This window comes from Leifsonia sp. A12D58 (genome assembly GCF_047530025.1).
Lineage (GTDB): Bacteria > Actinomycetota > Actinomycetes > Actinomycetales > Microbacteriaceae > Cryobacterium.
In genome coordinates this window covers 517955-542762 of the sequence record NZ_JBLJAT010000001.1, presented here as the reverse complement: position 1 = coordinate 542762, position 24808 = coordinate 517955, and the positions used below count along the sequence as shown (strand labels likewise).

The window sequence follows — 24808 nt, the reverse complement described above, 5'->3', positions numbered from 1 at the left end:
ATACTCTGAATGGGTCTCAGGCGAGACGTCCGCCCCTGGCGTGGCTACGTGGTGGAAGCCAATTCTTGTTGCGCATCGGCCTTGGCCGGCATCCGCTTTGCCACTGCGGGGATGCACGCGGCCACGATGGCGGCGATGACGGAGATGCCAGCACCCAGAATCAGGGCAAGGCGGAATCCGGATTCCGACGGGACAGAAAAACCGCCGAAGTCGGTTGTCATCTGTGCCAGCACTAAGCCGATGACTGCAGCGCCCGTGGTGGTACCCAGCGAGCGCATCAGCGTATTGAACCCGTTGGCGGCAGCGGTTTCACTGAGCGGAACCGCACCCATGATGATGGCCGGCATGGCCCCGTACGCCAGGGCCACGCCACCATTGACGACGAAACCCGTGACCATCAAACCCCACGTGCTCCCCATGCCCAGCAGGCCGACGCCATAGCCGAGCGCTATGACCACAACGCCCAGTACCAGTGTGAACTTGGGGCCGCGCGCGTCAGTGAGTCGGCCACCCACGGGAGCGAGCACCAACATCATCAATCCCGCAGGGGCCATCCACAGACCGGCGGCGAGGATCGACTGGCCCAGACCGTAACCGGTCTCCGCGGGGAGCTGCAGGATCTGCGGCATGACCAGCATGCTCGCGTACATTCCGAAGCCCACGAAGATCGATGCGATATTTGTCAGCAGCACACGCGGGATTACTGCGGTGCGCAGGTCAACGAGTGGATCCTTGGTACGCGTTTCCCATATTCCCCACAACAGCAGGGACACCACTGTGATGACCAACAGACCCAGGGTCAGTGGCGAAGCCCATCCCCAGGATGATCCCTTGGAAACGGCGAGGATGAGTGAGACCAGACCGATGGTCAGCCCGATGGCACCCAACCAGTCGAAGCGCTGTCCGGCCGCACCTGCGGGCAGCACCGGAATGAACTTCCAAATGGCCACCACAACGAGCAGCGTGACGACCGCGCTGCCAAAGAACAACGCCCGCCAGTTTGCGAACTCAACCACTGCCGCTGAGATCGGCATGCCGATCGCACCACCAACACCCAGCGTGGCGCTGACCGTGGCAATCGCCGCGGAGAGTCGCTCCTTCGGCACGAGATCACGCAGCATGGCGATACCGATCGGCACCATTCCAGAACCCAGGCCCTGCATTGCACGGCCAACGATCATGACTTCAACCGTGGGAGCGATGGCACACACAATGGCGCCGAGCATCAGCGGAATGGCCAGGATCAGGATCATGCGGCGCTTGCCGAACAGGTCGCCCAATCGACCCGAAATAGGTACCGCCACTGCCGCAGCAAGAAGCGTGGCCGTGATGATCCACGCGGTGTTTGTTGCCGGGGTATTGAAGATGGTGGGCAGCTGAGGGATGAGCGGCGTGACCATGGTCTGGGTGATAGACGAGGCGATGCCGGCGCTGGCGAGAATGCCAACGGCTACTCCTGAGCCGGGGACACCGGCAGAGGTTTTCTTGGACAAGAGGGCCCTTCAGAATGAATGTGCAGAATGCACAAAACGTTCATGATACACGTATGAAGTAGGATCGTAAGGGCCGAGGAGGTATCGATTTAATGGAACGCCGCATCGCCGACATCGAATACGAGCAGACACTGCTCAGCCGTTACACAGTCGCCCAGCATCGCGCTGAGGACGGTCTTGACCGTAGCGTCTACCTCCTGATGAGCCGCATTGACGGGCAGGGGCCCATGTCGATCGGCGAGCTGAGCACCGCTTTTCTTCTCGATGTCTCGACTCTGCAGCGCCAAACCACCGTGGCCGTGCGTGAAGGGCTACTTGAACGGATCCTCGATCCGGCCGGCAGCGCTGCGCGAAAATTTGTACTGAGTGACCTGGGGAGAGCGCGGCTCGCGGAGGCACGCGGACGCTCGGTTCACGCCCTCGACAAGATTCTGGCCGACTGGCCTACCGATGAGGTCAACGCCTTCGCTGACTTGATGCACAAGTTCAATGTCTCGATCGAGGAGTTTCGGGACGCACGGACCCCGTAGGCCCGACCATGGTAACCAGATCCTGTTTCTGTAGAAGAAACGACTCGAAGCGTAAACAGAAGAAATCGCCTGTCAACTCGCGAGGCGCGGCAGCAGGCGCTGCGCGTTTTGCCATCCGATAGCGGCGCGGGCCTCGATGGAAAGATAGTCCGCCGAGTTGATAGCGGTGGCTGCTTCCTCCGACCTGTCCAAGGCGTACGGACGGTCGCTGCCAAACACAAGTTGCGTTGAACCGACAACGTCGGCTGCCAGAGAGAGCACAGGCTTCTGATAGGCGAGCGCGGTGTCGAAGTAGAGGCGACGAAATTGATCGCGCGCGGGCCCACGGATTTCGCTGCCAGGAACGGCATTGGTGGAATCAAGCAGGTCAAAACGTTGTGCGATGAACGGGACCGTTCCTCCCGCATGCGAGAAGACGTAGCGCACCGAGGGTGTGCGGGCAAAGGTGTTGGAATAGTGGAGCCGGGCAATAGCACGCGTGGTGTCCGCGACATAATCAAAAACGAAGTCAGGAATGCCCAGGGAGTGCGCCACTGCGTCAGGTGACTCAGTGGGATGCACAAATGCCAAAGCTCCACGCCGTTCCAGCGCGTCAAAGACCGCATCAAAGACCGGATCACCGAGGTAGGCACCCGCATAGTTGGTCGATAGCATCACCCCGTCAAGGCCGAGGTCATCGAAGATGCGATCGATTTCCGCGATGCTCTCATCAACGAAGGGAAGGGGAAGCACTCCAAACCCACCACAGCGGTCGGGGCGGTCGCGGACAAGTTCCGCGAGGAAGTCGTTGCACTGTCGCGCCATCTTCACTGTCGGTGCGGCATCGCCGGAAGAAATGTTGAACGCGACCGATGCAATCACTGTTCCGATCATGTTGTCGTCCATGAACGACAGCATCCCGTCCTTGCTCCACGACGGCAGTCGCAACCCGCTCGTGCCACCAGTACCCACCGAACCAGACAATTCCTCCAGCAGCGCTGGCGGAATCACATGATGATGCAAATCAATCAGTCCACCCGGCCACATATCGCTATCTCCTCATGTGTTGACACCTGAACGCTGGACCCGTATCGTCTTCCACCCGCGGGGTGTCACCAAGCCTGCGCTTGTCCCAAGGCAAAGAATAGAGCCGGTTCGGCAGTTATCCCCTGCCGGACCAGGGCTGAGGGGAATCAGGCCGACGAATTCTGCGAGCAGCCAGATCCTATGATGGCCACCATGACCGTTTCGAGGGTGAGTGACGCGTACGGTGCGCGATCGGCGGAGTACATCGAGCTGTTCGGCAGGATCGATGCCGCCGTCGAAACGGATCGGAACGCTGTTCTCACCTGGGCGCGCGGACTCACCGGACCGATCATTGATGTTGGCTGCGGTCCGGGGCAATGGACGCACTTTCTGTCGGAGCACGACCTCGAGATCGAGGGCATCGATCCCACCCCGGAGTTCGTCGCCGCCGCGCAGTGTCGATATCCAGACATCCGCTTCCGGATCGGACAAGCCGAGCACCTCGACATCGATGACCAAAGTCTCGGCGGCATCCTCTCGTGGTACTCCCTCATTCATACTGATCCAGAGCTCATCGACTCTGCCCTGACCGAGTTCGCGCGTTGCCTGCGCTCGGGCGGCAGCCTGGCGCTCGGCTTCTTCGAGGGGCCTGAACTCATCCAGTTCGACCACGCCGTGACGACGGCGTACTACTGGCCGCTGGAGCTCTTGTCCGCGCGCGTCGAGGCGTGCGGACTCACCATCACCGGGACGGATAGACGCACCGATCCCGGAGTGCGGACGCACGGATTCATTACCGCCGCACGGAAGTCGCAGTAGCCGCAAGAAGCCCCGCCCACGATGGCGCTAGCATTCTCAGGAACTCCTGGTTGCTCGCACATCATGAGATCAGCCGCAGTCAGACCCATGAAGGAAGCCATGCCCGACTCCTCACGTCCACTACGCAAGCTCGGCTTCCTCACCATCGGCATGTTCGATCCGGCGGACCCAGCTGCGGGCCACGAATCAACGTTGCAGGTCATCGAACTGGGCGAACGACTTGGCTTCGATAGCGCCTGGCTGCGCCACCGCCACCTGCAGTTCGGGATCTCCTCCCCCATTGCGGTCATGGCCGCAGCCAGCCAGCGCACATCCCGGATCGAGCTCGGAACCGCGGTAACCCCGATGGGCTGGGAGAACCCGCTCCGGCTGGCCGAAGATCTGGCCACCGTGGATCTGCTCGCCGGCGGACGAATCAATCCGGGAGTGAGCGTGGGCGAACCAATGCACTACGACACCGTGCAGCACGAGCTGTACCCCGATTCCGCAGAGCTCGAAGACTTCGGCTACGAACGCGTAGCCCGGCTCGCCCGTTTGATTGCAGGGGAACCGGTCCGGGAATTTTCCGGCAAGCAGGGTGTCGTGGAGGAATTTTCCAACCGCGTCGAGCCGCACTCGTCCGGGCTGCGCGAACGCCTCTGGTATGGAGCGGCAAGCAAGAAATCGGCCATCTGGGCCGGAGCAAACGGATTCAATCTGCTCTCCAGCAGCGTGATCTTTCCCGAAGTGGATCAAGAGCCGTCGTTTGCCGACATCCAGCAATCGCAGATTCGTGCCTACCGTGAAGCCGACGCGACGAACGCTCACGCGCGCGGACCCGCCAGGGTCTCACAAGGTCTCGTGGTGATCCCCACAGATTCAGCCTCGGCGAAACAGCGGGAAAAGTACCAGCGGTACGTCGATGAACGCACTCCCCGCACCAGCTCGCCTCAGGGACCGAAACGGATGCTGTTCGCCCCGGATCTCATCGGCACCAGCGACCAGATCGCCGAACAGCTCTACGCACATGCCGGGTTTCAGGAGGTTGATGAAGTGGCGTTCGCGCTGCCCTTCAGCTTCGAGCATGAGGACTACGTGCAGATCCTCACCGACATCGCCACCAGATTGGGGCCAGCGCTGGGATGGGCACCGGCTGCTGCAGTCTGAAAACAGAATTGGCGCAACTCTCTTGAGTCCCCCATTTCGAGGCTAGGCGAGCTACACGTTGAACCTAGACTTCACCGCATTGCGAAGCCCAATTACCGGTACCGCGAGCGGGGGATCCGTTTCCAACTCGCACACGGTTGGGTCGAGCCCCGTCGCGTCGTCTCGCATAAGGGCATCGTGTTGAGTGACTCCGGGCCCGCACGCTCCTCATCAAGTCCATCCTTGTCGACGGAGACCTGCGCCTGTGCCTGTGCCTGTGCCTGTGCCCACATCTTCTTGACGGGCTTGAAGCCGTTCATGAACATTTCACAGTCGCAACAACAGGCGCCCATCGCGGAGAGGTGCCGGAGCAGTGCCGTCGCGCGAGGTGCAACGCTGTCTCGATAGTGCAATGCGAATCGATGGGTGCCGTCGTACCCGAACTCGTCGAGTTGACGAGCCACGAAGCAGACGAGACATTCGCCGGCCTTGGGAGTCATGAGCGTCGTGGCGGCATCCTGAAGAATCCGCTCTGCTCGTTCGGTGATCGCTGCGCGTTCCATGTCGCCACCGTGCCACGTACCACAGACATCGGCTCTATGCCGAAGCAGCCGGGGCCGTCCCAGAAGAGGTTGCAAGACGCAACTCTGTGACCTACCGCTTGTGCCGCTGCCGTCACACGGCCCATCCATCAAAGGCCGATCAAATCTCCTAATTCTGCAACTAAGGAGTCGCCGAAAAAGCATGCTCGGAAGTCGGGCCCCGTACATGCGACTGCGGAGTTGCTCCTCACGCGACCTTCAGAGGCTTAATCGCCGCGATCTTTTCGCGCAGAGCCCGGCGCTCGAGCCGCAGCTCGTAGTTGGACTGCAGGTTCATCCAGAACTCTTCCGACGTGCCGAAGTACCGCGCCAGACGGATCGCCGTGTCGGCCGTGATGCCCCGTTTTCCGTGCACGATCTCGTTGATCCGGCGCGGCGGCACCCCGATACTGACTGCGAGCTTGTTCTGGGTGATCCCGAAGCCCTCGATGAAGTCCGCCATCAGGATCTCCCCCGGATGGATCGGCTCGATCAGATCGTTCTCAGTGATAGTCGACGAGTTCGACATCGTCCGCACCTCCTTCTCTCCAGACGAAACAGATGCGCCACTGGGCATTCACCCGGATGCTGTGTTGTCCGCGACGGTCGCCAGCAAGCCGTTCCAGACGGTTCCCCGGAGGGATCCGAAGGTCCTCCACATCCTTGGCCGCGTGAATCAGTTCGAGTTTCCTCAAGGTCGCGCGTTGCACGGTTCGATCGAAGCTCTTGACGTACTGCTCATGCCAGATGTGCTCGGTGTCTTTGCTGCCGAACGATCTGATCACACGATCAGAATATAACGCGATGCGTCAATAACGCTAGGCGTTAAGCCTGAACTCCACCGAATTACGGCGAAATTTGCATCACGCCTTCAGCTGATGTCGCGGAGCCCGACTCGCGCTCAATGACCTCGGATATCGAACTCCTCGAAGATCTCACCCGGGCCGTTTCCCCACGCCTGCACGACGAAGGTGCCGCGCTCACCAGAGTGAGCTAAGAACCCGCCAGCACCGTGGAAGCCATCGAGGTCTTCTGCCGGCGTCACTGTGATCGAAAGACCGACCGTCCCCCCGTGCACGCCGTAGAAGCGTTGCAGCTCACCCACGGTGTCATCGCCCCGAATGAGGAGCGCGCCCAGATACTGCATGCCGTTCCCGTTGCCGACGAGTTTTCCGGCCTGCGCCATCGAGTCAATGCGCTCCGCACCCTCGGGAATCGGGAGGTTCAGCAGTCGCATCTCAACGTCGCGCGCAGCAACATCATTCACGATCGGGATCGATATAGCGAAGCCGATGACGACCGCCGCGATAACGCTGAACACAATCCATCCACGAGCTCGCCGTGCTCGCGCGGGGACCTCTGCCATTTCAGCACTCTCCTGAATTGCCGACCATAACACCAGGCGACCAGCTCGTAGTCCTGAAAATCCTAGACGATGCGGTGGGCGCGGGTCGCAACATCTCACGATGAGCGACTTCCCGCCTGGAAACCTAGCCGATCTGCGCCTGAATCTCCCGGATCGTCGCGCCCAGGGTGCCCCGTGACAGAAGTCCGACCCCGAGCGGACCGGAGGAGTCAGTGCCCAGCTGCGGAAGCAGCCGCAACGCTGATCGCTCGCGTTCGCTCAGCTGCGCCAGCTGCCAGCGAATCTCTTCCTGAACCGCTTCCTGTTGATCCGAGTTCACCAGCGAAACTGCCTTCGTCGCGTACGCGGCCGCGCCCAGTGCATGAGCACCCATGTGAGCGACTGCCGCGGCTTGGGCAACCGCCCTGGCTGCTGCAGCACCGGCGGGAGTGGTCGCCGCATTCGCTGCCTTCACCGCAACAAGGCGCTTGCTGATCTCGTCGGCGGCGCTGCTCTCGCCGGCGCTGTACGCACGCGTGCGAGCAACCGCATGCCGGATCTCTTCCACCGCCGCTTCATCGGCGTCGAACAGCGGTAGAACACGCTCAGCACAGGCCAGTGCCCACCGTGCAACGGCCCTTCGGTCTGAATCGCTGAGGGTCTGAATCGATGCCACGAACAAATCCTGTCACAGCAGAGCTGATCTGATCTGACCCCGCACTTTCCAGACGTTGAAGCGGAACTCGACTTAGACGCTGAAGCGGAAATCCACGACTGCGGAAACGTGTGACCCCGAGCCAGAACGGCACACCGTCGTAGAGACCAGGGAGCCACGAGTTGCGGGCTATGCGGCAGCTTCCCACCCGTCGTATTCGCCTCCCGGCACCTGCGAGGCAAGCGCCTCGAAGTATTCGCGCTGCACCCGCACCGTTTCGGCGTTTACTGCAAGATCTGCGCGGCTGGCCACGATGCCTGCGCCTGCAGCGGTGCGATGGACATCCCAACCAGCACGTGAGGCGGCCGCTTCGAGCAAACCGGCCCCGTCGTCGGTCTCGCAATAAAGGTAGTGAATCCACTCTCGGGGCGCTGCGGTCCCGCCGGCTAAGGTCGCGATGATTCCAAGCAACTGATCGTCCCCGGGGTGCCCCGTCTTTGACTTCGGTTTACGACTGAATAGACGCATGCCGCGAGCATAACTAGTTCCAGGCGATGGGCCTTGCCCCCAAATGGGGCAAAAGCACCGCTTAGACCGAGGGGACCAGTTGAATGCAGAAGCGGCGCAACACTCTCGAATTGCGCCGCTTCTCAATGCGTAGACCTAGACGTTGAAGCGGAACTCCACCACGTCGCCATCCTGCATGACGTACTCCTTGCCCTCCATGCGAGCCTTGCCCTTTGCACGCGCTTCGGCAACCGAACCGGTCTCGATCAGGTCGTCGAACGAGACGATCTCGGCCTTGATGAAGCCCTTCTGGAAGTCGGTGTGAATGACACCGGCTGCCTGTGGTGCCGTGGCACCCTTGGGGATCGTCCAGGCGCGAGTTTCCTTCGGGCCGGCCGTCAGGTATGTCTGCAGGCCAAGGGTGTCGAAGCCGATGCGAGCGAGCTGGTCGAGACCGCTCTCGGTCTGGCCGGTGGATGCCAGCATCTCAGCGGCATCCTCATCGTCGAGTTCTGCAAGCTCAGACTCGAGCTTCGCGTCGAGGAACACGGCGTGCGCTGGGGCGACGAGGTCGGCCAGCGTCTTCAGCTTGTCGGCGTCCTGCAGCACTGACTCGTCCACGTTGAAGACATAGATGAACGGCTTGACCGTCAGCAGACCGAGCTCCTTGATGGGCTCCAGGTCGATGTTGGAGGCTGACAGCGGCTTGCCGGCGTCGAGGAATTCCTGCGCCTTCTTGGCTGTCTCGAGCACGATCGGCTCAGCCTTGCGTCCCTTGACCTCTTTCTCGAAGCGCGCGACGGCCTTCTCGAGGGTCTGCAGGTCGGCGAGTATCAGCTCGGTGTTGATGGTCTCCATGTCGCTGGCCGGGTTCACCGCTCCGTCGACGTGCACGACATCGGGGTCTTCGAATCCACGGATGACCTGGGCGATGGCATCCGCTTCACGGATGTTCGCCAAGAACTTGTTACCGAGCCCCTCGCCCTCACTGGCACCGCGCACGATGCCGGCGATGTCGACGAATGACACCGGGGCGGGCAGCAGGCGTTCGCTGCCGAAGACCTCGGCGAGCGCGGCGAGGCGCTTGTCGGGCAGGTTGACCACACCAACGTTCGGCTCGATCGTGGCGAACGGGTAGTTCGCTGCGAGCACGTTGTTCTTGGTGAGTGCGTTGAAGAGGGTGGACTTGCCGACATTGGGCAGACCGACGATTGCAATAGTGAGAGCCACGAGGGTCAATCGTACCGGCTCCGCCGCTGTGAGGTGGCAGTGATGCGTGCGTGAAGCGTCCACACGCTGCGCACACGTGCCTGAACGTCGCTGTCAGTGCCGCATGAGAGCATGAATGCGTGCCATTGAACTTCACAGCCATCGATTTCGAAACCGCCAACTCATCAAGTGCGTCAGCATGCTCAGTAGGGCTGGTGAAGGTTCGAGACGGCAAGGTCGTCGACCGCGCTTCCTGGTTCATCCAGCCGGCACCGGGGCATGATGACTTCCTGGAGTGGAACATCAAGATCCACGGCATCACCCCAGCGGATGTCGTGGGAGCCCCCACCTGGAGCCAGCAGCTTCCCGATCTGGTCGCGTTTGCAGACGGCGACCACCTGGTCGCGCACAACGCAGGCTTCGACCTCGGCGTGATCTCGAAGGCCACGACAGTCGCCGGCCTCACCGTGCCCGACTTCAACTACGTCTGCAGCCTGCAGGTCGCGCGCCGCACGTACCACCTCGATTCGTACCGTCTGCCGGTCGCCGCCATGGCCGCCGGCTTCGAAGACTTCGCCCACCACGATGCCCTCGCCGATTCCGAGGCGTGCGCGGCCATCATGATCCACTCGGCAAAGCGCCACGAGGTCGACACCATCGAGCAGCTTGCCCACGTCACCCGCGTGAAGATCGGCGCCATCGGCCCCGTCGCCATCAAGGAGAACGCGTCGACGCACGGCCCCATGGCGCTGAGCTAACACTGGCGCTGAGCCAACACTCAGCCGGAGTGGGCGCCTCGCTTCAGACTCTGTCGGTGGTCGCTGCGAGGATAGACGCATGGATCCCGTACTCAGCCTCATCGTCGGCATTGTCATCGGCGCAGCCGTTGGCGCACTGGCGGCCATCGTCATTTTGCAGCGCCGACACGGTGCTGCAGGCGGCGGTGTCGCAGTAGGCGACGACCCAGCGATCGTGGATGCCAGACACCAGCTTGAGCTGGCGTCTGTACGGTCTGGCGAAGCAGCCGTCGCTTCCATGCTGCGCGAAGAACTCGCAGCGGTGCAGGCCACCTCAGACGGGCTGCGGAGTCAGGTTGTGGCGTCGCAGCAGCAGTATCGCGAGCTGATTGAGCGTACGCGCGCCGACCAGGAGCAGACGGCAGCTCGCGAGCAGCAAGAGAGCCGCGTTCTGCAGGCACTTGCTCCCGTACGCGAGAGCCTGCACGACATGCAGAAGAAGGTCACAGACCTCGAAGCCCAGCGCAGCCTGCAGCACGGCGAACTGAGCCAGCAGTTGCGCTCAGCCACCGAATCAGAGGAGCGCCTGCGCAGCACCGCCGAATCGCTGGCGTCGGCGCTTCGGGCCAACAACACCCGTGGGGTCTGGGGCGAAACCCAGCTGCGCAGCGTTGTCGAGGCCGCCGGACTCATCGAGAGAGTCGACTTCGACCTGCAGTCGAGCATCTCCTCGGATGCCGGCGCCGGCCGACCCGATATGGTCGTGCACCTGCCGGGCGGCAAGAACATCGCTGTCGACGCGAAGGTTCCGTTCACCTCATACCTCGAAGCGAGCCAGATTCCGGCGACGGCGACCGGTCCAGAAGGCGCCAGACGCGCCGAGCTGATGAAGGCGCACGTCAAGGCAGTACGCGATCACATCACCGCACTCGGCAGCAAGGCGTACTGGCAAGGGCTCAACGCCTCCCCCGAACTCGTGATTGCATTCATCCCCAGCGAATCATTGGTCTCCTCAGCCCTCGAAGCCGACCCGTCGATCATGGAGTTCGCCTTCAGTAAGCGCGTGGCGCTGTCCTCCCCCGTCACCCTGTGGTCGGTGTTGAAGACTGTGGCGTTCAGCTGGCAGCAGGATGTACTCACCCACGACGCCCAGGTGCTCTTCGATCTCAGCCGTGAGCTCTACACACGACTGGCGACGACGGCCACCCACATTGAGAAGCTCGGCCGCTCGATCGAACGCACGGTCAAGGACTACAACGGTTTCGTCGGCTCGATGGAGCGCCAGGTGCTCCCGACCGCCCGCAAGCTCAATGCGCTTGACGAGTCAAAGGTGCTGGCTCCACTGGTTGGTATCGAAGAGACTCCGCGCGAACTCGTAGCCTTCGAGCTGGTTGCCGAGCTCGACAACGGTTTCCCGTTCGACGGCGACCCAGACAACGGAAACAGCTTCGACACGTCGCCTGCGGTCACGGGCTGAACCGCCTCGCCGCGTAGCGACCAGCGAGCGCAACATTCGCCGAGAGTCGCCGCTTCAACCCAGAGTCGCTGTTCCAACGGCGATCCTCGGCCGAAACGGCGACTCTCGGTGCGCCGATACGCGAATGCACGGCGAGACAGCTGAAGCCAACCGCTATCCAGCGGTTGGCTTCAGCTATTCAGCTAGCGGCTGGGATTCAACCCAGCTCTCTGCGCAGCTGCTTAGAGCCACTTCTCCGCGAGGTGTTCGGCGATCACGCGACGCTGTGTGCCTGAACGCGAACGCAGCACGATGCTCTCCGTGCGAATCATCGGGCCGACGCGACGCACGCCTTCGACCAGGGCGCCATCCGTGACACCGGTGGCGACGAAGAACGTGTTGTCACCCTTGACCATGTCTTCGATGCTCATCAACTTGTCGACATCGAGTCCAGCAGCCAGGGCGTTTGCACGCTCGGTGTCGGTGCCCGGTGCGAGGCGAGCCTCCATGAAACCGCCGATCGCCTTCAGCGCACACGCGGTCGTGATGCCCTCAGGGCTGCCGCCGATACCGATGCACATGTCGATGCGGCTTTCGTGGCGAGCAGCGTTGATGCCGCCTGCGACGTCGCCGTCGAGCATCAGCTGGGTGCCGGCTCCTGCTGCGCGAATCTCTTCCATCAGGCCCATGTGACGCGGGCGGTCGAGCACCGCGACGACGATTTCGCCGACGGGCTTTCCTGCTGCCTTGGCGAACTCACGGATGTTGTCGCCGACCGACTGGTCGAGGCTGACGACGCCGCGCCCGAGTGCACCGGTGACGATCTTGTCCATGTAGAACACCGAAGAGGCGTCGAGCATGGTGCCGCGGTCCGAAACAGCAATGACCGAGAGTGCGTTCTGACGGCCGGCTGCGGTCAGGCTGGTTCCGTCGATCGGGTCAACCGCGATGTCGCAGGACGGACCGCGCCCGTTGCCGACGTGCTCACCGTTGAAGAGCATGGGAGCTTTATCTTTTTCGCCCTCGCCGATGACGATGACGCCATCGAAGTTGACGGTGCCGAGGAACTTGCGCATAGCGTCGACGGCTGCGCCGTCTGCCGCGTTCTTGTCACCACGGCCGATGAATGGCACCGCGCGGATTGCTGCGGCTTCTGTAGCGCGCACCAACTCCATTGCAAGGTTGCGATCGGGGTGCTCGAAGAGCGTGGCGGATTCTGTGCTGGTCACTAAATGGTCCTTCCCGGACGAGTCGTGTGATGTGGCGGAGCCCCTCATTGGGCCAGGCGCTGAGCTTCAGTGCCGCCTGTGTCAGCGTACTCGCCCGCACTCTCCAGACTCCTGTTTGAAGCCGATCGTGCACATGCGTGCAGGTTTCAGACCGCCCGCTGGCGCGAGACGAAGCGGATGGCTCCGCCCGGGGAGATAACCACGGACTCGGTGTGAGAACGCGTGCCGTGCACGTTGTCCGAATGGATGCGCACCTCGCGCAGATCGATGCCGGAGGTGATCCCCGATACCTCGGTCACTGCGGTGAGGAAGAAGTAGCCGTCTGCAGCCGCCAGGTCGCTCAGCCTGAGCACTCGATTGAGATCGAAGCCCCGTTCGGCAGCAAGCTGGGACTCCTCAGCGGTCTGCGGGGCAAGGCGCCCCTCCATCTGTCCGCCGAGGGCGCGCACCGCCACCGCTGTCAGCACGCCTTCGGGTGCGCCGCCGATCCCCACCTGCAGGTCGATGCTGCTGCCATGCTGCGCTGCACGCAGTGCGGTGACGACGTCGCCGTCACGGAAGGTGACGACGTGCGCACCGACAGCGCGCACGGCATCCGCGTAGACCTGATTGCGAGCTCGCTCCTGGATAGCGACCCGAAGCGAATCAACCGGTCGATCGAGCTGAGCTGCCATGGTGAGCAAGGTCTCGGTGAGCGGTACGTCCAGCGTGAGCGAGTGGGTGTCCCCCGAACTGATCAACTTCTCGAGGTAGAACACTGGACCCGGATCGAAGAGACTTCCGCGCGGGGCAATCGACATGACGGCGATCGAGCCGGGCAGTTGTTGGGCGGCCAGCCTGGTCCCGTCGATGGGATCGACAGCGATGTCGACGAGCGGCTCGTCTCCCGTTCCGACGAGGTCCCCGGTGAACAGCATTGGAGCTTCGTCTTTCTCGCCCTCGCCCACCACGATGACCCCGCCGATCGGCACCGATTCAAATGCGGATCGCATGGCAGCGACGGCGGCCGCATCGACGGCATACTTGTCACCACCGCCGACGAACGGGGTCGTCGCGATCGCTGCCGACTCCGTCACCGCCAGGATCGATAACAGCAGGTCATTCGACATTATGAGTTCTGGCACGCTCTCATCATTGCCGATAGCGGCGTGGGCGACTAGCGGCCGAAATGCGGAACACGCCCGAGTATTCGACGCATTTCCGACCCGAGATCCCGATGCTCTCGTGATAGCCATGCGTATTCACGTTGAAACGGCAGATGCGAGCCTCTCTCGGTCAATAGAATTTGAGATGTAGTAGGCACGATCATCAGCGCACGTTCGCACTTCAGAGGAGAAGCAATGCCCATCGCAACCCCCGACCAGTACGCAGAAATGCTGAACAAGGCCAAGGACAAGGGCTTTGCATACCCCGCCTTCAACGTGTCGTCGTCGCAGTCGATCAACGCCGTGCTGCAGGGCCTGACCGAAGCCGGCTCAGACGGCATCATTCAGGTCACCACCGGTGGCGCTGACTACTTCGCCGGCCACACCGTGAAGAACCGCGCATCCGGCGCACTCGCCTTCGCACGCTTCGTGCACTCGGTCGCCGACAACTACCCCGTCACCGTCGCGCTGCACACCGACCACTGCCCCAAGGGTGCCCTCGACGACTTCGTGCTGCCGCTCATCGCGGCCTCCGAAGAAGAGGTCAAGGCCGGCCGCAACCCCATCTTCCAGTCGCACATGTGGGACGGATCCTCAGTGCCGCTCGGTGAGAACCTGGAGATCGCGCAGCAGATCCTCAAGCGCACCCAGGCGATCAACGCCATCCTCGAGGTCGAGATTGGCGTCGTCGGCGGCGAAGAAGACGGCGTCAGCCACGACATCAACGACAACCTGTACACCACACTTGACGATGCCGTCGCCATGGTCGAAGCACTCGGGCTGGGTGAAAACGGTCGCTACATGTCTGCCCTCACCTTCGGCAACGTGCACGGCGTGTACAAGCCCGGCAACGTGAAGCTCCGTCCCGAGCTGTTGAAAGACATTCAGGACGGCATCCAGGCCAAATACGGCACCGCGACCAAGCCGCTCGACCTCGTCTTCCACGGTGGCTCAGGCTCAACGGATGCCGAAATCGCCGAAGCCGTCGCCAACGGCGTCGTGAAGATGAACATCGACACCGACACCCAGTACGCCTTCACCCGCGCGATCGCTGACTACATGTTCAAGAACTACGATGGCGTGCTGAAGGTCGACGGCGAGGTCGGAAACAAGAAACTGTACGACCCGCGCGCGTGGGGCAAGGTCGCTGAATCGGCGATGGCCGCTCGCGTCGTCGACTCGACACGCCAGCTCGGCTCCGCCGGGCACTCCAACAGCTAACGGATGACTATGACTGAGAACACGGGATCCTCGGGGGAAAACACTCCCCCCGAGGATCCTCGCCCGCGACCTCGCTACGGCGAACTCGCTCCAGAGGGCTGGACCTGGACTCCCCCGCAGGAACCGGCAGCTCCCGCTGCCCCTGCGGGCCAGGACGCTGCCGCGCCCAATCAGGCGCAGCAGCCCCAGCTACCGACGCCGCCGAGCGCTCCGCAGCATTACGCTGCGCAGACATACGGCGCGCCGTACAACGGTGCACAGCTGCCCAAGCGGACTGCACCACTCTGGGACAGGCCGGTGACCCTGGCACTGATGGTCTTCGGGTTGTTCGGCACCTTCTTCACCGTTGCCGTGCTGAACGCGATTCCTGATGCGATGCAGATGCTGTACACGCAGGAGGACCTCGGCACCTACAAGGCAGCGGCCTCAGTTGGCGGGCTGACGACCGCGGGGATCATCACGCAGGTCGTGCTCTGGGTCGCGATGGTTGCGGTCTCGGTACTGCTGCTGGTTCGCCGCAGGCGGGCGTTCTACGTCCCGTTGATCGGCGGCGTGCTCTCGGTACTCGCGATCTTCGTGTTCCTGGGAATCATCCTGACCACCGATCCCACCCTGCTGGACTTCTACAGTCAGCAGTAGCGGACATCCGCCTACGAAACAGGCCTGCCGAGTCCCTCACGGGATCTCGGCAGGCCTGTTTCAGTTGTGCGACTGGCTTGTCAGCGACTTAGTCGTTGCAGCCCTTGCCCGCCGGTTCAGCCGAGTTTCGGCCGCCCAGTGCGCGCTCGTCCGTGGTGCCACTGCGGGTCTTGCGTAGTTCCTTGGGCAGCGAGAAAATCAGGTCTTCCTCGGCGGTCTTGACTTCCTGCACGTCGCCGTAGCCGGCATCCGCGAGGTCGCGCAGCAGTTCCTGGACGAGCTCGTCCGGCACTGATGCACCGCTGGTCACGCCGACAGTCTCAACGCCGTCGAGCCATTCCTGCTTGACCTCACTCGAGTAGTCGACGCGGTATGCGGCCTTGGCGCCATACTCAAGCGCGACCTCGACGAGGCGCACCGAGTTCGATGAGTTGGCCGAACCGACGACGATCACGAGGTCGGCATCCTTCGCGACCTTCTTGATGGCAACCTGACGGTTCTGAGTGGCGTAGCAGATGTCATCGCTGGGCGGATCTTGCAGGTTGGGGAACCTGGCGCGCAGGCGGCGAACCGTCTCCATGGTTTCGTCAACGCTGAGAGTGGTCTGCGAAAGCCAGACGACCTTGTCAGGGTTGCGAACGACGATGGTGTCTGCTTCGTCCGGGCTACCGACGAGAGTGGTGTGCTCTGGCGCCTCACCGGCAGTTCCCTCGACCTCTTCATGGCCTTCGTGGCCGATCAACAAGATCTCGAAGTCGTCACGTGCGAAGCGAACCGCTTCGCGGTGCACCTTGGTGACTAGCGGGCAGGTGGCGTCGATGGCCTGCAAGCCGCGGCCTGCCGCTGCGTTGACGACAGCCGGGGAGACACCGTGCGCGCTGAAGACGACGTGGGAGCCCGTGGGAACCTCGTCGACCTCCTCGACGAAGATCGCGCCCTGCTTCTCAAGCTCAGTGACCACGTGGATGTTGTGCACGATTTGTTTGCGCACGTAGACGGGAGCGCCGTAGTGCTCGATCGCTTTCTCTACGGCGATCACCGCACGGTCGACGCCGGCGCAGTATCCACGGGGCGCTGCAAGCAGCACCCGCTTGTGTCCGACGACAGGGGTATCCTTGAGCCTGCCTGGCGCGCTCATAATTCGAGGCATGCCGAGGCCGATCACAGGCGAATTTGTACTGATGCTCACAACCCCAGTCTATGCGGGCCCGCCTGAACAGCCCGTGGGAGGAAGAACGTATGACAGACGCACCCCCCAGCTTCGATGCACCGTGGCCGGTCGCGCTCCTTTCCAACAAGATCCGCGGCTATATCGACCGTCTCGGCACAGCGTGGGTGGAGGGCGAGGTCACCCAATGGGGCGTCAGCGGAGGCAACGTCTACGGCAAGCTCAAAGACCTGAACGAAGACGCCACCGTCAGCTTCACCATCTGGTCATCGGTCAAGGCCAAGCTCACCGAGAACTTCAAGCAGGGCGATCGCGTGATCGCACTGGTCAAGCCCAATTACTGGGTCAAGGGCGGCAGCCTCACAATGCAGGTATTCGAGATGCGCCATGTCGGCCTCGGCGACCTGCTTGAACGCCTGGAGCGCCTGCGGGCGCAGCTGGCAAGTGAGGGCCTCTTCGACCTGTCCCGTAAGAAGGCGCTTCCGTTCCTGCCGCACTGCATCGGTCTCATCACCGGTAAAGATTCTGACGCCGAGAAAGATGTCATCCGCAACGCCCAGCTGCGCTGGCCTGCCGTCAACTTCCGCGTGGTGCACGCAGCGGTCCAGGGCGACCGCACGGTGGGCGAGGTGACCGCCGCGATCAAGAAGCTGGATGCCGACCCCGAGGTCGACGTCATCATCATCGCCCGCGGAGGTGGCGACTTCCAGAACCTGCTGGGATTCAGCGATGAGACGCTCGTGCGCGCCGCCGCTGCCTGCAGCACTCCCCTGGTGAGCGCGATCGGTCACGAAGCCGACCGCCCCCTACTCGACGATGTCGCTGATCTCCGGGCTTCTACCCCGACGGATGCCGCCAAGCGCGTTGTTCCCGACGTACTCGACGAACTGAACCGGGTGCAGCAGGCCAAGGCCCGCCTGTCCAGTCGGCTCACCGGCATCATCTCGGCCGAGATCGACAGGATCTCCCAGCTGCGCAGCCGACCTGTACTCGCCAACGCAACCTGGATCGTCGATTCACGCTCAGAAGAACTCACCCGTAGCGTTGCGCGCGGAACCGAGCTCGTCGAACGCATTGTCGAGCGAGCGGGCAACCAAATCGTCGAACTCCGCTCCCAGCTGCGGGCGCTCTCCCCGCAGGGCACCCTCGATCGCGGCTACGCCATCGTCCAGGTCCCGACCGGAGCCGTATTGCAAGATCCTGCACAGGCGCCGATCGGCACCGAACTGCGCCTGACTCTCGCTGCGGGCAAGCTCACTGCTACGTCGAAATAGAATGGATTCCATGAGTACCCCCGCAGACGACATCAACGCCCTCAGTTACGAGCAGGCGCGTGACGAGCTGGTTCGCGTGGTCAACGAGCTTGAACAGGGTTCCTCGACGCTCGAACAGTCGCTCGCCCTGTGGGAACGCGGAGAAGCGCTTGCACGTCGCTGCGAAGAATGGCTGATCGGAGCCAAGGCCCGGCTGGATGCAGCCCGCGCCGGCCAGACGGTTTCAGCGGAATGAGCGCAGTGAAGCCGAAGAAGGCCCCCAACGTCGTTGCCGAGCTCGGCCGTCCGGAGACTCCAGAGGAGACAGCCATCCGGAAGGCGGAGAACTCTCGCAAGTACCGTGCGCACAAGACGGTCAACAACCTGGTGCTGTCGATGCTGGTCACCGTCGCCGCCGTGGTGATCATCGTGCTCGCCGTGCCGCGCAGCAACACCCCCATCGAGCGCAACATCGACTACGCCACCACGGCCAGCCAGGTGCAGATCGGCATCCCAGACCCGATCGTATCGCCCGTGCTGCCCGGCGGCTGGCGTGCGAACTCAGCCGAGTGGCGAACAGCAGCCGGCTCAGCCGACAACGTGCCCTCCTGGAATATCGGCCTGCTCACTCCCGAAAACCAGTACATCGGGCTCAGCCAGGCCTTGGGCGCGAACGCCACCTGGATCGCCAACCAGTTGCAGCGCCAGGCCGCCGTCGAGACGACGTCGATCGATGGTGTCACCTGGGACGTGTATCGCAACACTGTCCCTGAGGACGACCGCGGCAACTTTGAGTACGCGCTCGTGACGGCCGCAGGCAACAGCACATACCTGTTGATCGGGACAGCGGACGAAACAGAATTCGCCGTGCTGGCGAGCGCGCTGTCCGACGACATCCTGAGCAATCAGGAACCAACCACCGAATCACCGAGCAACGACGCTCCCACACCGACAGGGGAGAACAATGGCTGAGAATCGCACGCCCGCACAGGTCTGGAATGAGATGCGCAGGGGTAACGATCGCTTCGTAGCCGGCGAGCCGAGTCATCCGCGCCAAGACGTTGAGCGACGAGCAGAGCTCGGCCACTCGCAGGCTCCGCACGCCGCACTGTTCGGCTGCAGCGATTCCCGTCTGGCCGCAGAGATCATTTTCGACAAGGGCCTCGGCGACCTGTTCGTCGTACGCAACGCCGGCCAGGTCATCTCCGATTCAGTTCTGGGCTCGCTCGAATATGCGGTGAGTGTGCTCCAGGTCCCACTCATCGTCGTTCTCGGCCACGACAACTGCGGTGCTGTACGCGCTGCCATCGAGTCCCAGGAAGAAGACGCCCCCATGCTGCCCCCGCACATCGGCGGCATCATCAAAAAGATCGTGCCTGCAGTCCGCCGCGTGACGGGAGCGACTGAATCCGTGCACATCGACGCGGACGCCGTCGACGCATCTGCGGTCGGCCGAGAGCACCTCCGCGATACCGTTGCGGAGCTGCTTAAGAGTTCTGAGGTCATTAGCTCGGCGATCGCAGAAGGTACATTGGCTATCGTCGGCGCGAACTATCGCTTGGTCGAAGGACGCGCAGCCGCCGACATTGTCGTCGGCGAAATTGAGGCGCGCTAAGCGTCACTACAACCGAAAGGGAAATCACACAGTGGTGGAGAACTCCGCAAACGCCGGATACCGTATCGAACACGACACGATGGGCGAGGTGCGTGTCCCGATCGATGCGCTGTACAGCGCACAGACGCAGCGTGCAGTCGAGAACTTTCCGATTTCGGGTTCGGTACTTGAGCCGGCCCAGATCGCGGCTCTTGCCCGGATCAAGAAGGCCGCAGCCCAGGCCAATGCTCGCCTCGGCGTGCTCGACGCCCAGATTGCCGATGCAATCGCGGCAGCAGCGGATGACGTGATCTCTGGCCGCTACGACAGCCAGTTCCCGATCGACGTCTACCAGACCGGCAGCGGAACCTCGTCGAACATGAACATGAACGAGGTGCTGGCGACGCTGGCTTCTCAGATCCTCGGCAGCAGCGTTCACCCGAACGACCACGTCAACGCATCCCAGTCATCGAACGACGTCTTCCCGACATCGGTGCACATTGCCGTCACCAGCGCACTCATCGACGACCTGATCCCGGCACTCGACCACCTCGCCGTCGCACTCGAGGCCAAGGCCTCATTGTGGGCCGAGGTCGTCAAGGCCGGCCGTACGCACCTCATGGATGCCACGCCGGTCACACTCGGCCAGGAATTCGGTGGATACGCCAGGCAGATCCGTCTCGGCATCGAGCGCGTTCAGTCGGCGCTCCCCCGCGTCGCAGAGGTTCCGCTTGGCGGCACCGCAGTCGGCACCGGCATCAACACCCCCGCCGGCTTCCCGCAGCTCGTCATCCAGCTGCTCGTCGACGAGACCGAGCTGCCGATCACCGAGGCACGCGACCACTTTGAGGCGCAGGCCAACCGCGACGGCCTCGTCGACGCATCCGGTGCGCTCCGCACCATTGCCGTCAGCCTCACCAAGATCTGCAACGACCTGCGCTGGATGGGTTCAGGCCCGAACACCGGCCTCGGCGAGCTCTCGATCCCCGACCTGCAGCCTGGGTCGTCGATCATGCCGGGCAAAGTCAACCCGGTCATCCCGGAGGCCGTACTCATGGTCGCCTCACGCGTGATCGGCAACGACGCGACGATCGCCTGGTCTGGGGCATCCGGTTCTTTCGAACTGAACGTGGCAATCCCCGTGATGGGAACCGCGCTGCTTGAGTCGATCCGCCTGCTGTCCAACGCGACGCGCGTGCTGGCCGACAAGACAGTCGATGGGCTCGAAGCCAACGTCGAGCGCGCCCGTGCCCTCGCCGAGTCGTCGCCGTCGATCGTGACGCCGCTCAACCGCGTGATCGGCTACGAAGCCGCAGCCAAGGTTGCCAAGCACTCGGTCGCTGCGGGTCTCACCGTGCGTGAAGCTGTCATCGACCTCGGCTTCGTCGAACGTGGCGAAGTGACGCTGGAGCAGCTGGACACGGCGCTCGACGTGCTGAGCATGACGCGTCCGCCGCAGGCAAAGTAGCAAGTCTCAAACACCAGAGTCGCCCATTTTCGCTAGTTGCAATCTCTCGCACTAGCAAAAATGGGCGACTCTGTGCGTACCGGGCGCTCTAGGCCAGCTCGTTGCTCTCGAGCATCTCGGTGACGAGCGCGGCGATAGCACTGCGCTCCGATCGCGTCAGGGTCATGTGCGCGAAGAGCGGATGCCCCTTCAGCGTTTCGATCACCGACGCGACCCCATCGAACCGGCCGACCCGCAGGTTGTCGCGCTGAGCAACATCGTGGGTGAGCACGACGCGGGAGTTCTGGCCGATCCGGCTGAGGACCGTGAGCAGCACATTCCGCTCAAGTGATTGCGCCTCGTCGACGATCACGAAGGCATCGTGCAGCGACCGACCGCGGATGTGAGTGAGCGGCAGCACCTCGAGGATGCCACGTTCCACCACTTCCTCGAGCACGTTGTCTGACACCACTGAACCGAGAGTGTCGTACACGGCCTGACCCCACGGATTCATCTTCTCGTTCGCGTCGCCGGGTAGATAACCGAGTTCCTGGCCGCCAACCGCGTACAGCGGCCTGAACACCATGATCTTCTTGTGCTGCTGACGTTCGAGTACAGCTTCCAGGCCGGCGCAGAGGGCGAGCGCCGACTTCCCCGTCCCCGCTCGACCTCCCAACGACAGGATGCCGATCTCAGGGTCGAGCAGCAGGTCGATGGCCAGGCGTTGCTCGGCCGATCGACCGTGCAGCCCGAAAACATCCCGGTCGCCGCGCACGAGCTTGAGCTCTCCGCGTCCGGTCACTCGCCCGAGTGCCGACCCGCGATCGGAGTGAATGACGAGCCCCGTGTTGATGGGCATGTCCTGCACCAGCCGCGTGTGCATCACCTCGGTGTCGTACAGGTCGTTGATCTGGTTGGAGCCGAGCGTGATCTCGTCGAGGCCTGTCCACCCCGAATCAATGGCGAGTTCGTGCCGGTATTCCTCAGCGGCGAGCCCGATTGATGCCGCTTTGACCCGCAGCGGGAGGTCTTTTGACACCACCGTGACGTTCAAGCCGTCGTTCGACAGGTTCATTGCCACGGCGAGGATGCGCGAGTCGTTGTCGCCTAATTGGAGCCCGGATGGCAGCACCGACATGTTTGAGTGATTCAGCTCAACGCGCAGGCTTCCGCCGTCGCCGACGGGAATCGCTGAATCGAGCCGCTCGTGCTGGATGCGCAGCTCATCAAGATTGCGCAGTGCCTGCCGGGCGAAGTACCCGATTTCAGGATCGTTTCGTTTGGACTCCAGTTCGGTGATGATGACGACGGGCAAGACAACTGCATGCTCGGCGAATCGGAAGATCGCCTGGGGATCAGACAGCAGTACCGAGGTGTCGAGCACATAGGTGCGCACCGCCGTGCCGGACGCTGCCGTCGTCTGGTTCGCGTTCTGGTAGTCGGTTCGATTCGAGGCCACAACCACTCCCACCCCGCGCGATGTGCGCGGATTCCTTCGGCGAGCTGGCCACGGGCGGGTATCGAGCCGTACTTATGTGGCCGTCTCGATCAGGCGCCATACCTGATGTGGATGACGCTAAAGCCGTGGGCTGTGAATTGCGGCCGCGACACGCCTACCGTCACCAGAGATTCACAATCGATTAGAACGAATAGAACGAATAGAACGGGGGCAGCAGGCGCTAGTAGGTCACTGCTGAGGCGAACGACATGAATGCGCTCCGCAGCATATCGAGGGTCTCCCGCGAGGTTCCTGCGTGGATAGAGAGCCGCACAGTACCGAGCCGAGATGTTGCTGTGATGCCGTGGTTGTGCAGCGACGCGACCAAGAGTGTCAGCTGCTCGGTCGGCGGTTCGAGCACTACGATGCCAGCGCGTTCGCGGACGTCCCGCGACGAGGCGATGGGAATCGCGAACTCGTCGGCGAGGTCGATGACCTCGCTGACGGTATCGGCAATGATCCCGGCAATCACGGGGATGCCGACCTGCTCCATCTCTTCGAGAGCAGTGGAGAACCTGGCCTGCGCTATCGCGTCACCATTGCTGACCTGGAATGCTCTGGCTCCGTGGGCAGGCGGCGGAACCTCGTCCCATGGGTCGTCGACGCTGCTGGCGTTGAAGCCGGAGAAGACCGGGGTCAGGCGTTCGGCCGCCGCATCGCTGAGAGCGAGGAATCCGCTGCCCCAGCCGGAACGCACCCATTTTTGGCCGCCGGACACCACAACATCCGCGCACTCATATGGAGCATCCACGACGCCGAAGCCCTGGATAGCGTCGACGATCAGTAGCCGATCGCCGATGACCTGCCTGATGCCCTCCAGGTCGGCGAGGTAGCCGGTGCGGGAGTCCACGAGGCATACTGCGACGGCAGCAATGCTCGATGAGAGTTGGTCCTTGATCTCGCCGGGCGTGACCCGTCCATGATCGGTTTCAAGCCAGGTGGGTGTCAGCACGTGCAGTGATTCGGCTGCTCGCATCGCCGCGAAGGGCACACTCGGAAAATCGCCAGGAGAGAGCAGGATGCCACCGGTCAGCCCGAACATGGCATGCATGAGTCCTGAACTGGTGTTGGGCTGAGCGACGATCTGGTCTGCCCTGAATCCGGTGACGGCTGCAACCGCGTTCTCCAGCCGAACGTTCTGCCTGAACAGGTTGTCGAGGCTGCCGAATCGGGCGCGAGAGAGCACATCGGTCTGCGCCCGGATCTCGGCAACCACAGACGCAGACAGCGGGCCGACCCGACCGTAATCGAGGTATCCGGGTTCCTCGATGAAGCCGTCGATGAACTGGTCCGCAAGTGTCATGGTGTCTACTCTCCGCTTTTATTCGTACAGAGAGCAAATTTGCGCTGTGGTGTCAGGCTCCGTAACGCCTGTGCCTGCGTGCGTAGTCGCGCAGCGCGCGCAGGAAATCCACCTGCCGCAGGTCGGGCCCCAGGGCCTCAACGAAGTAGAACTCGCTGTGTGCGCTCTGCCAGAGCATGAAGTCGCTCAGGCGCTGCTCCCCCGAGGTGCGGATGACGAGATCGGGGTCGGGCTGACCACCCGTGTAGAGGTGCTGTCCGATCAGCTCGGGCGTCAGCGTCTCGGCGAGGTCGTCGAGCGTGCCGCCTTCGGCGTGGTGCGTTGCAACGATGCTGCGCATGGCGTCGGTGATCTCGGTGCGACCGCCGTACCCGACGGCCAGGTTGATGTGCAGGCCCTTGTTGCCTGCGGTACGCGCGTCAGCCGCATCCAGGGCCTGAACCAGAGGCTCAGGCAGCCCCTTCTTCGAGCCGACCTGCTGCACACGCCAGTTGCGGTAGTGCGAGAGCTCCTCCGCAAGGTCGGCGATGATCTCGAACAGGTCGGAGAGCTCGTCGCTGTCGCGCCCTGACAGGTTGTCGTACGAAAGCAGATACAGGGTGACGACGGAGATGCCGAGGTCGTCACACCACTCGAGAAACTCGCGCATTTTCGCGGCTCCGGCACGGTGACCATGCGAAACGGAATCGTAGCCGAGCTGTTTGGCCCAGCGTCTATTGCCGTCGATGATCATCGCCACATGCTTGGGAACGACGTCAGGCGTGAGGCCGCGACGAATCCGGCGCTGGTACACCTCGTAGAGGAGTCCGCGTCCGAAGGGAATTTGCCGCTTATGCACACAGTTACGCT

Annotated in this window: 28 protein-coding genes; 13 read left to right on the top strand and 15 right to left on the bottom strand. The window is 62.7% G+C overall.

Going from position 1 to position 24808, the window contains the following annotated elements; all coding sequences use genetic code 11:
* Positions 1-44 precede the first annotated feature (44 nt).
* On the bottom strand, positions 45-1493 hold the full coding sequence (locus ACMT3I_RS02620; protein WP_414802879.1) for an MFS transporter: 1449 nt from the start codon (positions 1491-1493) through the stop codon (positions 45-47).
* Positions 1494-1585: 92 nt separating this feature from the next.
* Between ACMT3I_RS02620 and ACMT3I_RS02615 the strand changes: the two genes are divergently transcribed.
* Positions 1586-2023: a MarR family winged helix-turn-helix transcriptional regulator gene (locus ACMT3I_RS02615; protein WP_414802878.1), complete on the top strand. Its 438-nt coding sequence runs from the start codon at positions 1586-1588 to the stop codon at positions 2021-2023.
* A gap of 72 nt (positions 2024-2095) precedes the next feature.
* On the opposite strand, the gene ACMT3I_RS02610 is transcribed toward ACMT3I_RS02615, so the two are convergent.
* Complete coding sequence (locus tag ACMT3I_RS02610) at positions 2096-3049, bottom strand: amidohydrolase family protein (RefSeq protein WP_414802877.1); 954 nt, start codon at positions 3047-3049, stop codon at positions 2096-2098.
* A gap of 192 nt (positions 3050-3241) precedes the next feature.
* Between ACMT3I_RS02610 and ACMT3I_RS02605 the strand changes: the two genes are divergently transcribed.
* The gene (locus ACMT3I_RS02605) at positions 3242-3847 is read left to right on the top strand and encodes a class I SAM-dependent methyltransferase (RefSeq protein WP_414802876.1); all 606 of its coding nucleotides are present in this window, start codon (positions 3242-3244) and stop codon (positions 3845-3847) included.
* 99 nt (positions 3848-3946) lie between these two features.
* On the top strand, positions 3947-4993 hold the full coding sequence (locus ACMT3I_RS02600) for an LLM class flavin-dependent oxidoreductase (RefSeq protein WP_414802875.1): 1047 nt from the start codon (positions 3947-3949) through the stop codon (positions 4991-4993).
* 92 nt (positions 4994-5085) lie between these two features.
* On the opposite strand, the gene ACMT3I_RS02595 is transcribed toward ACMT3I_RS02600, so the two are convergent.
* Positions 5086-5472, bottom strand: coding sequence for a DUF2695 domain-containing protein (locus tag ACMT3I_RS02595; protein WP_414803519.1), 387 nt, complete (start codon positions 5470-5472; stop codon positions 5086-5088).
* Here ACMT3I_RS02595 and ACMT3I_RS02590 point away from each other — a divergent pair.
* Complete coding sequence (locus tag ACMT3I_RS02590) at positions 5395-5625, top strand: hypothetical protein (protein WP_414803537.1); 231 nt, start codon at positions 5395-5397, stop codon at positions 5623-5625. The two genes, ACMT3I_RS02595 and ACMT3I_RS02590, sit on opposite strands and share 78 nt — an antisense overlap.
* Positions 5626-5761: 136 nt before the next feature.
* Here the strand turns inward: ACMT3I_RS02590 and ACMT3I_RS02585 are convergent, their stop codons facing one another.
* The 6 genes from ACMT3I_RS02585 to ychF form a co-directional block, all read right to left on the bottom strand.
* Positions 5762-6082 carry a HigA family addiction module antitoxin gene (locus ACMT3I_RS02585; RefSeq protein WP_414802874.1) on the bottom strand — a complete coding sequence of 107 codons (321 nt, stop codon included), beginning with the start codon at positions 6080-6082 and terminating at the stop codon, positions 5762-5764.
* Positions 6057-6338, bottom strand: coding sequence for a type II toxin-antitoxin system RelE/ParE family toxin (locus ACMT3I_RS02580; protein ID WP_414802873.1), 282 nt, complete (start codon positions 6336-6338; stop codon positions 6057-6059). The genes ACMT3I_RS02585 and ACMT3I_RS02580 overlap by 26 nt, the downstream gene beginning before the upstream one ends.
* 116 nt (positions 6339-6454) lie before the next feature.
* The gene (locus ACMT3I_RS02575) at positions 6455-6919 is read right to left on the bottom strand and encodes a hypothetical protein (protein ID WP_414802872.1); all 465 of its coding nucleotides are present in this window, start codon (positions 6917-6919) and stop codon (positions 6455-6457) included.
* A gap of 124 nt (positions 6920-7043) precedes the next feature.
* A complete protein-coding gene (locus ACMT3I_RS02570; RefSeq protein WP_414802871.1) occupies positions 7044-7574 on the bottom strand; it encodes a putative immunity protein in 531 nt (176 codons plus the stop codon).
* A gap of 168 nt (positions 7575-7742) precedes the next feature.
* Positions 7743-8081, bottom strand: a complete 339-nt coding sequence (locus tag ACMT3I_RS02565) for a ribonuclease E inhibitor RraB (RefSeq protein ID WP_414802870.1) — start codon at positions 8079-8081, stop codon at positions 7743-7745.
* A gap of 135 nt (positions 8082-8216) precedes the next feature.
* Positions 8217-9290 carry a redox-regulated ATPase YchF gene (ychF, locus tag ACMT3I_RS02560; RefSeq protein WP_414802869.1) on the bottom strand — a complete coding sequence of 358 codons (1074 nt, stop codon included), beginning with the start codon at positions 9288-9290 and terminating at the stop codon, positions 8217-8219.
* 119 nt (positions 9291-9409) lie between these two features.
* Between ychF and ACMT3I_RS02555 the strand changes: the two genes are divergently transcribed.
* Both ACMT3I_RS02555 and rmuC read left to right on the top strand, forming a co-directional pair.
* Positions 9410-10027 carry an exonuclease domain-containing protein gene (locus ACMT3I_RS02555; protein ID WP_414802868.1) on the top strand — a complete coding sequence of 206 codons (618 nt, stop codon included), beginning with the start codon at positions 9410-9412 and terminating at the stop codon, positions 10025-10027.
* Positions 10028-10106: 79 nt separating this feature from the next.
* A complete protein-coding gene (rmuC, locus tag ACMT3I_RS02550) occupies positions 10107-11483 on the top strand; it encodes a DNA recombination protein RmuC (protein ID WP_414802867.1) in 1377 nt (458 codons plus the stop codon).
* Positions 11484-11704: 221 nt separating this feature from the next.
* On the opposite strand, the gene glpX is transcribed toward rmuC, so the two are convergent.
* Both glpX and ACMT3I_RS02540 read right to left on the bottom strand, forming a co-directional pair.
* A complete protein-coding gene (glpX, locus tag ACMT3I_RS02545) occupies positions 11705-12637 on the bottom strand; it encodes a class II fructose-bisphosphatase (RefSeq protein ID WP_414803518.1) in 933 nt (310 codons plus the stop codon).
* A 200-nt stretch (positions 12638-12837) separates the two neighbouring features.
* On the bottom strand, positions 12838-13815 hold the full coding sequence (locus ACMT3I_RS02540; RefSeq protein WP_414802866.1) for a fructose-bisphosphatase class II family protein: 978 nt from the start codon (positions 13813-13815) through the stop codon (positions 12838-12840).
* Positions 13816-14031: 216 nt separating this feature from the next.
* Between ACMT3I_RS02540 and fbaA the strand changes: the two genes are divergently transcribed.
* Positions 14032-15057, top strand: coding sequence for a class II fructose-bisphosphate aldolase (gene fbaA, locus ACMT3I_RS02535; RefSeq protein ID WP_414802865.1), 1026 nt, complete (start codon positions 14032-14034; stop codon positions 15055-15057).
* A gap of 9 nt (positions 15058-15066) precedes the next feature.
* On the top strand, positions 15067-15696 hold the full coding sequence (locus ACMT3I_RS02530; protein ID WP_414802864.1) for a DUF6264 family protein: 630 nt from the start codon (positions 15067-15069) through the stop codon (positions 15694-15696).
* Positions 15697-15784: 88 nt separating this feature from the next.
* On the opposite strand, the gene ACMT3I_RS02525 is transcribed toward ACMT3I_RS02530, so the two are convergent.
* Positions 15785-16846 (bottom strand): 4-hydroxy-3-methylbut-2-enyl diphosphate reductase, encoded by a 1062-nt coding sequence (locus ACMT3I_RS02525; RefSeq protein WP_414803517.1) that lies wholly within the window; start codon positions 16844-16846, stop codon positions 15785-15787.
* Positions 16847-16935: 89 nt separating this feature from the next.
* Between ACMT3I_RS02525 and xseA the strand changes: the two genes are divergently transcribed.
* Genes xseA through ACMT3I_RS02500 form a run of 5 tightly spaced genes read left to right on the top strand, consistent with a single transcriptional unit; the run spans position 16936 to position 21179 of the window.
* Positions 16936-18138, top strand: a complete 1203-nt coding sequence (xseA, locus tag ACMT3I_RS02520; RefSeq protein ID WP_414802863.1) for an exodeoxyribonuclease VII large subunit — start codon at positions 16936-16938, stop codon at positions 18136-18138.
* 1 nt (position 18139) lies between these two features.
* Positions 18140-18373 (top strand): exodeoxyribonuclease VII small subunit, encoded by a 234-nt coding sequence (locus tag ACMT3I_RS02515; RefSeq protein ID WP_414802862.1) that lies wholly within the window; start codon positions 18140-18142, stop codon positions 18371-18373.
* A complete protein-coding gene (locus ACMT3I_RS02510) occupies positions 18370-19089 on the top strand; it encodes a DUF4245 domain-containing protein (protein WP_414802861.1) in 720 nt (239 codons plus the stop codon). The genes ACMT3I_RS02515 and ACMT3I_RS02510 overlap by 4 nt, the downstream gene beginning before the upstream one ends.
* Positions 19082-19732, top strand: coding sequence for a carbonic anhydrase (locus ACMT3I_RS02505; RefSeq protein WP_414802860.1), 651 nt, complete (start codon positions 19082-19084; stop codon positions 19730-19732). The genes ACMT3I_RS02510 and ACMT3I_RS02505 overlap by 8 nt, the downstream gene beginning before the upstream one ends.
* A 31-nt stretch (positions 19733-19763) precedes the next feature.
* Positions 19764-21179: a class II fumarate hydratase gene (locus ACMT3I_RS02500; protein ID WP_414802859.1), complete on the top strand. Its 1416-nt coding sequence runs from the start codon at positions 19764-19766 to the stop codon at positions 21177-21179.
* An 88-nt stretch (positions 21180-21267) separates the two neighbouring features.
* Here the strand turns inward: ACMT3I_RS02500 and ACMT3I_RS02495 are convergent, their stop codons facing one another.
* The 3 genes from ACMT3I_RS02495 to ACMT3I_RS02485 all read right to left on the bottom strand — a co-directional run bounded on the left by ACMT3I_RS02495 (position 21268) and on the right by ACMT3I_RS02485 (position 24797).
* Positions 21268-22554 carry a PhoH family protein gene (locus ACMT3I_RS02495; protein ID WP_414803516.1) on the bottom strand — a complete coding sequence of 429 codons (1287 nt, stop codon included), beginning with the start codon at positions 22552-22554 and terminating at the stop codon, positions 21268-21270.
* Positions 22555-22837: 283 nt separating this feature from the next.
* On the bottom strand, positions 22838-23959 hold the full coding sequence (locus ACMT3I_RS02490) for an aminotransferase class V-fold PLP-dependent enzyme (RefSeq protein ID WP_414802858.1): 1122 nt from the start codon (positions 23957-23959) through the stop codon (positions 22838-22840).
* 52 nt (positions 23960-24011) lie between these two features.
* The gene (locus ACMT3I_RS02485; protein ID WP_414802857.1) at positions 24012-24797 is read right to left on the bottom strand and encodes an isoprenyl transferase; all 786 of its coding nucleotides are present in this window, start codon (positions 24795-24797) and stop codon (positions 24012-24014) included.
* Between the last annotated feature and the right edge of the window lie 11 nt (positions 24798-24808).